Here is a 13,810-nt window from a genome sequence, read left to right on the forward strand (position 1 = left end):
GGCCGCCTCGGGGCTCGTCTGTGATCGAGCTGGACGGGCTATACCAGCGGCTGGCCGAGATCGGGCTCGACTACGGGCCGGTGTTCCAGGGGTTGCGGGCGGCGTGGCGGGGTGCCGAAGGGGAGGTGTTCGCGGAGGTCGTCCTGCCCGAGCCGGCGGCTGACGCTGGTTCGTTCGGGGTGCATCCGGTGCTGCTGGACGCGGCGCTGCACGTGCTGCCCTTCGCCGGGCTGGGCGGTTACGAGGGCGTGCTGTTGCCGTTCTCGTGGAGGGGGGTGTGCCTGCACGCAGGTGGTGCGTCCGTCCTGCGGGTGAGGCTGGCCAGGGAGGGCGATGATTCGGTCTCGGTGAGCGCGGTGGACGCCTCCGGGGAGATGGTGCTCTCGGCGCGGTCGCTGGTGTTGCGGCCGTTCTCGGTTGACGACCTGCCGGTCGCCGGCAGTCATGAGTTGTTCCACCTGGAGTGGGCGACGTTGCACGAGCCGGCGTCCGGACCGTTGGGTGACGTGGCCGAGTTGAGGGCGGGTTCGGGCGCTGACCTTGCCGCGGGACTGGCCTCACTGGAGGTGGTGCCGGACGTGGTGACGGTCGCGGTCGGGTCGGACGGTCGCGGCGACACGGTGGGGGCGGTTCACGAGCTGGCCGCGCAGGTGCTGGGGCTGGTGCGGGCATGGCTGGCCGATGAACGGTGCCGCGGTTCCCGCCTGGTGTTCGTGACCAGCGGTGCCGTGGCGGTCGATGACAGCGAGAGCACGGTTGATCTGGCTGCTGCGGCGGCGTGGGGGCTGGTGCGAAGCGCGCAGACGGAGAATCCTGGCCAGTTCGTGCTGGTGGACGTTGTGGCCGGGCGTCCCGAAAGTGATCTGGATCTGTCGCCGGTAGGGGAGCCGCCCGTGCCGGGGACGCCGTTGGTGGCGCCCGAGGTGCTGGTCGCGGTGCTGGCGTCGGGTGAGCCGCAGGTGGCGGTGCGCGGCGGCGCGGTGACGGTTCCCCGCCTGGCGCGGGTGGTGACGGCCGGCGCCTCTGGCGCTCGTGCGTGGGACGCGGAGGGCACCGTGTTGATCACCGGTGGCACCGGTGGTCTGGGCGGGCTGCTGGCGCGGCATCTGGTGGCCGAGCAAGGGGTACGGCGTCTGCTGCTGGCCAGCCGCCGCGGAATGGACGCTCCAGGTGCGGTGGAGCTGCGGGCCGAGCTGATCGCGCATGGCGTCGAGGTCACCATCGCCGCCTGCGATGTGGCCGACCGGGGTCAGGTGGCCACGTTGCTCGCGCAGGTGGATCCCGGGCATCCACTCACGGCGGTCGTTCACACCGCTGGAGTGCTGGCCGACGGCACTATCCCGGTACTGCCGGCGGAGCGGCTGGCAGCCGTACTGAAGCCGAAGGCGGACGGAGCCTGGCACCTCCATGAGCTGACCCGCGACCTGGACCTGGCCGCGTTCGTGCTGTTCTCGTCGGTGGCGGGCACATTCGGTACGGCGGGGCAGGCCAACTACGCGGCCGCGAACGCCTTCCTGGACGCGCTAGCCGAGCATCGGCGTGCACTGGGCCTGGCCGGATCGTCACTCGCATGGGGTCCATGGGCGCAGGACGCCGGGATGACCGGTGGACTGGACGACGCCGAGCTTCGCCGCATGACGCGGGCCGGGATGCCGCCGCTGACGGCCGAGCAGGGGTTGGCGCTGTTCGACGCGGCCGTTGCGGTGGGCCGTGCGGCGGTGGTGGCGGCCCGGTTCGATGACTCGGCGGCACGGGCGCAGGGCTCGGTGCCGCATCTGCTGCGGGGACTGGTGCGAGGAGTACGCCGGTCGGCGGCTTCGGCGCCGGTCGTTGACGGGGCGCTGGGCGGGCGGCTGGCCGGCATGGGGCGGGCTGATCAGGTTCGGTTCGTGATGGACCTGGTCCGGGGCCAGGTGGCTGCGGCGCTGGGACATGCCTCGCCGGAGCTGGTGGAGATGCGGTGGGAGTTCCGCGAGCTGGGCTTCGACTCTCTCACTTCGGTGGAGTTGCGTAACCGGTTGAGCACAGCGACCGGGTTGCGGCTGCCGGCGACGCTGGTGTTCGACTACCCGACGCCGGTACTGCTGGCGGACTTCCTACTAGCCGAACTGCTGGGCGAGCAGGCCGACACGGTGGTTCCCACCGTCGTAGCCCCGGTGTCGGATGATCCGGTCGTGATCGTGGGGATGGCGTGCCGGTATCCGGGTGGGGTGGTTTGTCCGGAGGATCTGTGGCGGTTGGTGATGGAGGGGACTGATGCGATCAGTGGGTTCCCGGTGAATCGGGGGTGGGATCTGGAGGGGATCTATGATCCGGATCCTGGTCGGGTGGGGACGTCATATACGCGTCATGGTGGGTTTTTGCATGAGGCGGATGAGTTCGATGCGGGGTTCTTCGGGATTTCGCCGCGTGAGGCTTTGGCGGTTGATCCGCAGCAGCGGTTGTTGCTTGAGGTGTCGTGGGAGGCGGTGGAGCGGGCGGGGATCGAGCCGGGGTCGTTGCGCGGTAGCCGTACTGGCGTGTTCACCGGGGTGATGTACAACGACTACAGCGTGCCCCTGGCCGCCGCTGCTCAAGGGCCTGACCAGAGCGAAGGGTATGAAGCCACCGGGACCGCGCTGAGCGTGGCCTCCGGCCGGGTGTCGTACACGCTGGGGCTGGAGGGCCCGGCGGTGACCGTGGACACCGCGTGTTCGTCGTCGCTGGTGACGATGCATCTGGCGGCGCAGGCGCTGCGGTCGGGTGAGTGCTCGCTGGCGCTGGCCGGTGGCGTGACGGTCATGTCCACGCCGCAGACCTTCATAGGGTTTGCCCGGCAGCGCGGGCTGTCGGTGGACGGGCGGTGCAAGTCGTTCTCCGAAGCCGCCGACGGAGTGGGCTGGTCAGAGGGCGTCGGCGTGCTCGTACTGGAGCGGCTGTCGGACGCTCAGCGCAACGGCCACCAGGTGCTGGCCGTGCTGCGCGGGTCGGCGATCAACCAGGACGGCGCGTCGAACGGGTTGACGGCGCCGAATGGTCCGTCGCAGCAGCGGGTGATCGCTCAGGCGCTGGCCGGTGCGGGGCTTACCCCGGCTGACGTGGACGCGGTGGAAGGCCACGGGACCGGCACCACGTTGGGCGACCCCATCGAGGCTCAGGCGCTGCTGGCGACCTACGGGCAGGATCGGGAGCGGCCGCTGTTGCTGGGGTCGATCAAGTCGAACATCGGTCACACGCAAGCTGCCGCGGGCGTCGCCGGTGTGATCAAGATGGTCATGGCGATGCGGCACGGGGTGCTGCCCAGGACGGTGCACGTGGATACGCCGTCGTCTCACGTGGACTGGTCGGCCGGTGCGGTGGAGGTGCTGGCTGAGGCCACTGGCTGGCCGGAGACCGGGCGTCCGCGGCGGGCGGGTGTGTCGTCCTTCGGGATCAGTGGCACGAACGCGCACGTGATCATCGAGCAGGGGCCGCTACCGGGGCCGGTGACGGGTCAGGGGCCGGTGCAGGCGGCAGTGCCGGTGGTGGTGTCGGGCCGGACCGGGCAGGCGTTGCGGGCGCAGGCCGGGCGGCTGGCGTCCTTCGTGGGCGGCGAGTCGGGCGTGGGGCCGGCCGACGTCGCGTTCACGCTGGTGACAGCTCGATCGGCGTTCGAGCACCGGGCGGTGGTGGTCGCCGAGGACCGCGACGGTCTGCTGGGCGGGCTGAGAGCCCTGGCCGAGGATCGCCCCGGTGTCGGCGTGGTGCGCGGGCTGGCCGGCTCGGAGCCTCGGCTCGCGGTGCTGTTCACCGGTCAGGGGAGTCAGTGGGCGGGGATGGGGCGGGAGCTGTACGAGCGGTTCCCGGTGTTCGCGCAGGCGCTGGACTCGGTGGTCGCGGAGCTCGACCGTCATCTGGACGGTTCGGTTCGCGAGGTGATGTTCGCCGAGCCGGGCAGTGACGCTGCCGACCTGCTCGACCAGACGGGGTGGGCGCAGCCGGCGCTCTTTGCGCTGGAGACTGCGTTGTTCCGGCTGGTGGAGTCGTGGGGCATCAAGCCTGACTATTTGGCAGGCCACTCGATCGGGGAGATCACGGCGGCGCATGTGGCCGGGGTGTTGTCGCTCAAGGATGCGTGCACGTTGGTGGCGGCGCGGGCGCGGTTGATGCAGGCGCTTCCCGCCGGTGGGGCGATGGTGGCGGTGCAGGTGTCGGAGGAGGAGGTCGCGAAGCTGCTGAGCGGGTCTGAGGTCTCGATCGCGGCGGTGAACGGTCCGGCCTCCATCGTGATGTCCGGGGCCGAGCGGGCGGTGCTGGAGACGGCCGCCGTCTTGGAAGAGAGCGGACACAAGGTCCGGCGGTTGCGGGTGTCGCATGCCTTCCATTCGCCGTTGATGGACCCGATGCTGGAGGACTTCCGCGCGGTCGCCGAGACGCTGGCCTACAACCCGCCGGAGATCCCGATCGTCTCCACCCTGACCGGCGAGGTGGTCACGGCCGAGCTGCTGTGCTCGCCGGGCTACTGGGTGGACCAGGCTCGCGGTGCCGTACGGTTCGCCGACGGCCTCCGCACGCTGCACGCCCAGGGCGTACGCGCCTACCTCGAACTGGGCCCTGACGGTGTGCTCACAGCGATGGCCCAGGAAACGTTCACCGACGCGGTGCTGGTGCCGGCGCTCCGCAGAGACCGTGGCGAGCAGCACACGATCATGTCGGCGCTGGCCGGACTGCACGTCCATGGCGTTCCGCTCAACTGGCAGGCACTGCTCCCAGGGGCCCGCCGCGTGGACCTGCCCACGTACCCCTTCCAGCGTCGTCGCTACTGGCCGAAGCCTTCGCCCACCCGCCCAGGAGATGTGACCGCCGCCGGTCTGGGAACCCCGGATCACCCCTTGCTGGGAGCCGCCGTCGAACTGGCCGACGGTGACGAAGTGATCTTCACAGGCAGGCTCTCGACCCGGTCCCACCCGTGGCTCTCCGACCACGCCGTGTCGGGCCAGGTGGTGGTTCCCGCGACCGTCTTCCTCGAACTGGCGATCCGGGCCGGCGACGAGGTCGGCTGTGCCAGAGTGGAGGACCTGACTCTCGCCGCCCCGCTGACCCTGTCAGACCAAGGCGTCCAGGTGCAGGTACGAGTGGGCGGACCGGATGCGAACGGTCGCCGGCCGCTGAGCGTCCACGCGCGGCAGGAAGACGAGAAGGACCGCCCCTGGGTACGGCACGCCGCCGGCCACCTGGCGGTGGAACTCACCACGATGCCACCCTTCGACACCACGGTATGGCCGCCGGCAGGAGCGGAGCCGGTCTCGCTGGAGGGCTTCTACGAGGAGCGGACGGCCAACGGGTTCGACTACGGACCCTCGTTCCGAGGCTTGACCGCGGTGTGGCGGCACGGCGCCGACATGATCGCCGACGTCGCCCTGCCCGAGGAGACCGCTCACGAGGCAGGGTCGTACGGTATGCATCCCGCGTTGCTCGACGCGGTGCTGCACCTGTGCCTGCTGCTCGACCGGAGCGAGGCGGCCGGCCGCAAGGTGCCGTTCGCCTGGGAGGGCGTGTCCTTGGCCACGGCGGGCGCGTCGGCCGTCCGGGTACGGATGTCTTGGGCAGGGCCGGACACGATGTCGATCGCCATCTCCGGCGCCGGAGGCCCCGTGGCCTCGATCGAGTCGCTGAGCCTGAGAATCCTTGCGGAAGAGGAGACCACCGGCCCGCGCTTGATCGGAAAGGACTCCCTGTTCCGGCTGGACTGGGTCCCGCTGGCCGTACAGCAACCGGGGATGGACGACGAGAAGTCCGTAGAAATCAGGTCAAGTGCTGACCTGCGGTCGCTCGAAGAGGTACCGCGCACGGTGCTGGTCACCGTGACGGGAACCGATGATGTGCCTGCGGCCGCGCACAGCCTGGCGTCGAACGCGCTGGACCTGGTCCGATCCTGGCTCGCCGACGAGCGGTTCGAAGACTCGCGGCTGGCGTTCATCACCCGGGACGCGCTGGACGGCGGCGACCTGGCGGCCGCGACCGTCTGGGGCCTCGTCCGAGCAGCCCAGGCAGAGCACCCCGGCCGGTTCGCCCTGATCGACCTCGATCAGGAAGCCGACCTCGAGAACGTGGCGTCGGCTCTGGCCGCAGGCGAGCCGCAAGTCAAGGTCAGGAGCGGTGCCGTGCTGGCAGGTCGCCTGGCCAGGGTCTCCCCGCCCGCCGAGCTAACGGACCTGGCCTGGGACCCCGAGGGGACAGTACTGATCACCGGCGGCACCGGAGGCCTGGGCGGCACGCTGGCCCGCCACCTCGTGACCAGGCACGGCATCAGGCACCTGATGCTGGTGAGCCGTAGTGGCGACAGAGCCGAGGGCGCCCGCGAGCTGGTGGCAGCGCTCCCCGGCGCCGAGGTGACTGTCGTGGCCTGCGATCTGGCGGATCGAGCCGCCGTCGCGGACCTGCTGGCCAAGGTCCCGGCCGAACACCCGCTGACCGCGGTGGTCCACGCCGCGGGCGTCCTGGACGACGGCCTGATAGACACCCTGACGCCGGAGAGCCTGGAGAAGGTGTTCCGTCCCAAGGTGGACGCGGCCTGGCACCTGCACGAGCTGACCCATGACCTGTCGGCGTTCGTCCTCTTCTCGTCAGTGGCAGGGACGTTCGGTACGGCAGGGCAGGCCAACTACGCCGCGGCCAACACCTTCTTGGACGCGCTCACCCAGCGCCGCCGGGCGGAAGGCCTGCCGGGCCTCTCACTCGGGTGGGGCCCGTGGGCCCAGAACGGCGGTATGACCGGCGCCCTGAGCCAGGCCGAGATGGACAGGCTCGCCAGGCGCGGCATGCTCCCGCTCGCTCCTGAGCACGGCCTGGCCCTGTTCGACGCCACGGTCACGGGCGACGAACCGGCCCTGGTGCCCGCCCGCCTGAACCTGGCTGCGTTCCGCACGGACATCCCGCCCCTGCTCCGAGGGCTGATCAGGCCGACAGCCGGGCAGCGAGCGCCTGCCGTACCGAATGATCGCCTCGCACAGCTAGGGGCGGATGCACGGCGGGCCGCCCTGCTCGAACTGGTCCGTACCGAGATCGCCCTGGTCCTCGGCCACGCGGACGGCGCCGCGATCGAGCCGCTGAGCAGCTTCCAGAGCATGGGCTTCGACTCGCTGACCGCCGTCGAGGTCAGGAACCGGCTAACCGGCGTCACCGGGTTGCGCCTGCCGGTCACCCTGGTGTTCGACTACCCGAACGTCACGGCGCTGACGGAACTGCTGCTCGCCGAGTTGTACGGCGAGGCGCCCGCCCAGGAGACGGTGACGGTCATGCCCACCGATGACGATCCCGTGGTGATCGTGTCGATGGCGTGCCGCTACCCGGGCGGAGTGACCTCCCCCGAGGACCTGTGGCAGCTGGTCGTGGACGGCGGCGACGCGATCTCGGCGTTCCCGGACTCCCGAGGCTGGGATCTGGACGCGCTGTACGACCCCGGCCGCGAGCACCGCGGCACCAGCTACGTCCGCCAGGGCGGGTTCATGCATGATGCGGGCGCGTTCGATGCCGCCTTCTTCGGCATCTCGCCTCGCGAGGCGCTCGCGATGGACCCGCAGCAGCGGCTCCTGCTCGAAGTGTCGTGGGAGGCGATCGAGCGGGCAGGGATGGACCCGCTCTCCCTGCGCGGCAGCCACACAGGCGTGTTCGCCGGGATGATGTACCACGACTACGCCACGAGTGCGGAGTTCCCGCCGGACGTGATGACCTTCATGGGCACCGGTACGGCAGGCAGCGTCATGTCGGGACGTCTGTCCTACACGCTCGGCCTGGAAGGCCCGGCGGTCACCGTGGACACCGCGTGCTCCTCCTCGCTGGTGGCGTTGCATCTCGCGGCGCAGGCGCTGCGAAGCGGTGAATGCTCGCTCGCCCTGGCAGGCGGGGTCACCGTGATGGCCACCCCGGGAGCGTTCGTCGACTTCAGTGCCCAGGGCGGGCTGGCCGGTGACGGCCGGTGCAAGTCCTTCTCCGAGGCGGCCGACGGGGTCGGCTGGTCAGAGGGCGTCGGCATGCTGGTGCTGGAACGGCTGTCGGACGCGCGGCGAAACGGTCACCGGGTGCTGGCCGTCGTCCGCGGGTCGGCGGTGAACCAGGACGGCGCCTCCAACGGGCTGACCGCCCCGAACGGGCTGTCGCAGCAGCGGGTGATCCGCCAGGCGCTGGCCTCCGCCGGGCTCGCCCCGGCGGACGTGGACGCGGTGGACGGACACGGGACAGGGACGAGACTGGGTGACCCGATCGAGGCCCAGGCACTGCTGGCCACGTACGGGCACGACCGGGAGCAGCCGCTGCTGCTGGGCTCGATCAAGTCGAACCTCGGCCACACCCAGGCCGCCGCGGGCGTCGCCGGTGTGATCAAGATGCTCATGGCCATGCGTCACGGCCTGCTGCCGAGAACCGTGCACGTGGACGCGCCCACGTCGCATGTTGACTGGGACCAGGGCGCGGTGCGACTCCTCACCGAGGACCACCCGTGGCCGGAGACCGGGCGGCCACGGCGAGCCGCGGTGTCGTCGTTCGGCATCAGCGGCACCAACGCCCACGTGATCATCGAGCGGTCCCCGGAGCCGGTCGAGGCGGTGCGGGAGCCGCTGACGGGAACGGTGCCCGTGCTGGTGTCGGGGAAGAGCCCTGACGCGCTGCCCGCACAGGCGGCGGCCCTGCTGTCGCGGGTCCAGGCCGACCCGGACGTTTCGCTCGCGGATCTGGGCTTCTCGCTGGCCACGACCCGTTCGACGTTCGAGCATCGGGCCGTGCTGCTGGCCGGTGACCGGGACGAGCTGATGTCCGGCCTGGCGGGCCTGGCGGGCGGACAGGCCGCACCCCGGGTGCTCCACGGACGTGGCACGCGGCAGGGCAGACTCGCGCTGCTGTTCACCGGGCAGGGTGCTCAGCGGGCCGGAATGGGCCGTGAGTTGTACGAGCGCTTCCCGGCGTTCGCCGACGCCTTCGACGCCGTGCTCGCCCACCTGGAGCATCCGCTCCGTGAGGTGATGTTCGGCGACGGTGACCTGCTGGACCAGACTGCGTACACCCAGCCGGCGATGTTCGCGCTGGAGGTGGCGCTGTTCCGCCTGGTGGAGTCCTGGGGCATCAAACCGGACGTCCTGGCCGGGCACTCGATCGGCGAGATCGCGGCCGCGCACGTGGCGGGCGTGCTGTCGCTGGAGGACGCGTGCCGGCTGGTGGAGGCACGTGGCCGCCTGATGCAGGCGCTGCCGCCTGGTGGCGCGATGCTGGCCGTACAGGCTTCTGAACAGGATGTTCTGCCGCTCCTGGATGGGCACGAGGTTTCGCTCGCCGCGGTGAACGGTCCCGCCTCTGTGGTGATCGCCGGTGCCGAGGCGGCGGTCGGCCGGATCGCCGCGCTGCTGGAAGCGGACGGGCGCAGGACGACCCGGCTGAAGGTGAGCCACGCGTTCCACTCGCCGCTCATGGAACCGATGCTGGCCGGCTTCCGCCGGGTCGCCGAGGGCATGACCTTCTCGCCGCCGCGGATCCCGATGGTGTCGAGTGTGACCGGCGGACTCGCCACGGACGAGCTGTGCTCGCCGGACTACTGGGTGGAGCAGGTGCGGCGCCCGGTCAGGTTCGCCGATGCGGTGGAGGAGTTGCACCGGCAAGGAATCACCGCCTACCTCGAACTGGGACCCGACGCCGTGCTGACCGCGATGGCCGAGGACATCGTCACGGCCGAGCTGGTCTCGGCGCTGCGCAGGGACCGCGACGAGCAGACCGCGATCATGACGGCGGTGGCCGCGCTGCACGCGAGTGGGGTCACAGTGGACTGGCCGGCGGTGTTCGGGACCGCGTTCGCCGCCGCTCGCCGGGTGGACCTGCCGACGTACGCCTTCCGGCGCCAGTGGTTCTGGCCGAGCGGACGGCGCATCGGCGACGTCCGTGATCTCGGGCTGACAGCGGCGGCGCACCCGCTGCTGGGCGCCGCCACGACACTGGCCGGATCGGACGGTCTCGTGCTCACCGGCCGGCTCTCGCCGCGGTCGCAGCCGTGGCTCGCCGACCACGTCATCGGCGGCACCGTGGTGTTCCCCGGCACCGGCCTGCTGGAGCTCGCCATCCGGGCGGGTGATCAGGCCGGGTGCGACCGGGTGGAGGAGCTCACCCTGGCCGAACCGCTCGTGCTCGGCGAGGGCGAGGCGGTGGCCGTCCAGGTGTCGGTAGGCGCGCCGGACGCGTCGGGTCACCGCGACCTGGGCATCTACGCCCGGCCCGCCGACGACGAGCCGTGGACGCTGCATGCGAGCGGCGTGCTCTCGCACGGCGATCACGTGACCGGGGGCGGGGTCGAGGCGTTCGAGGTGTGGCCGCCCCGTGGCGCGTCGCCCGTCGAGCTGGGCGGCCTCTACGACCGGTTCGCCGAGGGCGGGTTCGGCTACGGACCGGTGTTCCAGGGGCTGCGCACGGCCTGGCGGCGCGACGGCGAGGTGTTCGCCGAGGTCACCCTGCCTGACGACGCGGGCGCGTACGGGATGCACCCGGCGCTGCTGGACGCCGCCCTGCACGCGGTGCCCTTCCTGGAATCGGTGGAGCCCGAGGCAGGGCGCGTGCCGTTCGCCTGGGGCGGGGTGAGCCTGCACGCCGCGGGTGCGACGACGCTGCGCGTACGCGTGACCAGAACCGGCGAGGACTCCGTGTCGATGATCGCGGTGGACCCGGAGGGTGCCGCCGTGCTCGCCGCCGAGTCGCTGGTCACGCGTACGGCACCGCCGGCCGGTGATCGGCGGTCGACACGGGATGCGCTGTACCGGCTGGAGTGGACACCTTTGCCCCGGGTGGCGGGCGCCGCCGCTGGGCCGTACGTGGAGATCCTGACCGGGGACCTCGCCACAGTGGAGAGCCCGGATGCGGTGGCCGTGGTCGTGGGCTCGTCCTCCCGCACCGATGTCATTGCCGCGACGCGCGAGGCCACCACCCGGGTCCTGGGGCTCCTGCAGCAACGGCTCGCGGGCGACACCTCGCTCATCGTGGTGACGAGTGGCGCGGTCGCGGTCCTGGACGACGACCACGTGACCGACCTGCCGGGGTCCGCGGTGTGGGGCCTGGTCCGCGCCGCGCAGGCCGAGAACCCCGGCCGCTTCGTGCTCGTCGATCTCGATACCCGGCAGGAGCCGTCCAGCGCGCTGCTTTCGGCCGTTCTGGCCTGCGGCGAGCCGCAGATCGCGGTGCGCGACGGGGTCCTGAGCGCGGCGCGCCTGGTGCCTGCCGCGCCGGAACAGGACACCGTACGCCGGTGGGACCCCGAGGGCACGGTGCTGATCACTGGTGGCACAGGCGGTCTCGGCGCCGAGGTGGCCCGCCATCTGGTGCGGAAGCACGAGGTACGGCACCTACTGCTGGCCGGCCGCCGGGGGCCGGACGCACCGGGCGCACCCGCACTGCGGGCCGAGCTGGCGGCCTGTGGGGCGGAGGTCACCGTCGCCGCGTGCGACGTCTCAGACCGCGACGCGCTCACCGCCCTCCTGGCCACCGTCCCCGCCGAGCGCCCGCTGACCGCGGTGGTCCACGCGGCAGGCGTGCTGGACGACGCGACGATCACCTCCCTCACACCCGAGCGGCTGGACACCGTGCTGTGGCCCAAGGCGGGCGCCGCCTGGCACCTGCACGAGCTCACCCGGGACATGGATCTGGCCGCGTTCGTGCAGTTCTCATCGATGGCAGGCCTGGCAGGCGGCGCGGGGCAGGGCAATTACGCCGCCGCCAACGCCTTCCTCGACGGCCTGGCCCACCACCGGCGGGCCGCCGGACTGCCCGCTCAGTCCCTGGCCTGGGGCCCCTGGGCAAGGGATATCGGGATGACCAGTGGACTCGACGAGCCCGACCGGAGGCGGATGGAGCGCGCGGGCATCCGCCCGCTCTCGGTGGAGCAGGGGCTGGAGCTGTTCGACGCCGCCCGCGCCATCGACCGTCCGGTGCTGGCACCGGTCCGGCTCGATCTGCGTCCGCGCGAGGCTGCGCCGCCGCTGCTGCGAGGCCTCATGCCCACCAGACGTCGTACGGCCACAGGCCGGCAGGAGGAGCCGGACACCCTGGTCCGCAGACTGACCTCGTTGAGCACCGCGGAGCGTGCCGACGCGCTGGTGAATCTCGTACGGGCCGAGGTGGCCGGCGTGCTCGGGCACGCCGGAGCCGACACCGTCGAATCCGGCCGCGCCTTCATGGAGCTGGGTTTCGACTCCCTCACCGCTGTCGAGCTACGCAACAAGCTGAACGGCGCCACCGGGCTGCGCCTGCCGGTCTCCCTGGTGTTCGACCACCCCACGCCGCTCGCCCTCGCCGGCCATCTGCTCGACCGCCTCGGCCTGAGTGAGCAGGCCGGGTCCGCGGCGCTTCTGTCCGAACTCGCGAAACTGGAGAGGGCTTTCACCGAGCTGGCCGTCGACAAGGACGTGCACAAGCAGGTCGTGGCACGTCTGGACATCCTGAGGACCAAATGGGCGGCACTGGTGCACGATTCCGGTGACGCGGACCTCGACCTCGACGCGGTCACGGACAGCGAGATGTTCGACATTCTCGACAACGAACTCGGCCTGTCGTGAGGTAAGGGGAGCGGGCCACATCATGAAGGCACGAAAATTGACGGAGTTCTCCGGCCGCTGGCTGGTGCGTCGGGGCCTGGTGATGACGGCCATCGCTGTCGCCGCCTCCGCATCGTATTAGCTCACAAAATCGGGTATAAACACACGTAAAACACCATTGAAACGGTGGTGAATCCACACCATGTACGCCGAGGAACGACAGCAGGACATCCTGTGCGCGGCACGGGCCGCCGGTCGGGTGGACGTCGTGACGCTCGCGGAGCAGTACGGCGTGACGACGGAGACGATCCGCCGGGACCTGACGGCTCTGGAGCGCGCCGGTGTCCTGCGGCGCGTGCACGGCGGTGCGATCCCGGTCGAACGGCTCGGTTTCGAACCCGCCCTCTCCGCGCGAGACGAGGTCATGACGGTGGAGAAGGAACGCATCGCCAAGGCGGCGCTGGCCGAACTGCCGCAGGACGGCGCGATCATCATCGACGCAGGTTCGACCATGAGCCGCCTGGTCCAGTTCCTGCCACCGGACCGCGAACTCACCGTCGTCGTCAACTCCCCGCCGCTCGCGTCCGCCCTCGCGACCCGTCCTGCGCTCACAGTCCTGATGCTGGGCGGCAGGGTCAGAGGCCGCACGCTCGCGACGGTCGAGGACTGGGCGCTTCAGCAACTCTCGCAGTTGCATGTGGACGTGGCCTTCATGGCAACGAACGGCTGCTCGGTAGCGAAGGGGCTGACCACGCCCGACCCGGCGGAGGCGGCCGTCAAACGGGCGATGATCGCCTGTGCGCAGAGGTCCGTGCTGCTAGCTGACCATACGAAGTTCGCCGGGAGCTATCTGGCCCGTTTCGCCACGCTGTCGGAGATCGACATGATCATCACGGATATGGAGATCAGCCCGGACCTCGCCGCCACCCTGGCCGCCTCAGGCCCGGAGATCGTCAGAGCATGACTGCCCAAGGTATGGCGAGCAGCAGGGTGAGAGCGCGTTCCCTCGAAACGCATGGACATGACCGGGAGTCGGGCATCAGGTCTGGAGGGTTGTCCAGGACTCCACAGTCGCTTCGGCGATGATTTCTATGCGGCGGCCATATGCCAGATGCCCATCAGGCACGAAGCTACCGTCCTTCCACCTGCCAAGCTCACATCTATGCCGCATCGGCGGTGAAGGTGGCCTGCGCTTCGAGAAGATCTCCGAGGTACGCGGCAGCTACCGGGTGCGGGTGACCGACACCGGGCCGAGCCGGGTCGGGTCCGCCTCGCTCATGGCCGGCCATTTC

The 13,810-nt window shown here is 70.8% G+C and carries 2 protein-coding genes (1 of these 2 running past the window's edge); both read left to right on the plus strand.

Annotation, left to right across the window (positions count from 1 at the left end; translation table 11 throughout):
• Positions 1-12,539: the 3' portion of an SDR family NAD(P)-dependent oxidoreductase gene (locus FHR32_RS45625; RefSeq protein ID WP_312882950.1), read on the plus strand. Its footprint begins 18,691 nt before the window's first position; only the last 12,539 of its 31,230 coding nucleotides appear in the window; the start codon falls outside the window, past its left edge; it ends in the stop codon at positions 12,537-12,539.
• A 181-nt stretch (positions 12,540-12,720) separates the two neighbouring features.
• Complete coding sequence (locus tag FHR32_RS41710) at positions 12,721-13,482, plus strand: DeoR/GlpR family DNA-binding transcription regulator (protein WP_184760108.1); 762 nt, start codon at positions 12,721-12,723, stop codon at positions 13,480-13,482.
• The last annotated feature ends 328 nt before the right edge of the window (positions 13,483-13,810 follow it).

Source organism: Streptosporangium album (assembly GCF_014203795.1).
Classification (GTDB): Bacteria; Actinomycetota; Actinomycetes; order Streptosporangiales; family Streptosporangiaceae; genus Streptosporangium; species Streptosporangium album.

Coding starts and splice junctions, on each gene's coding strand:
- FHR32_RS41710 (WP_184760108.1), top strand. CDS start 12,721: ATGTACGCCGAGGAACGACAGCAGGACATCCTGTGCGCGGCACGGGCC.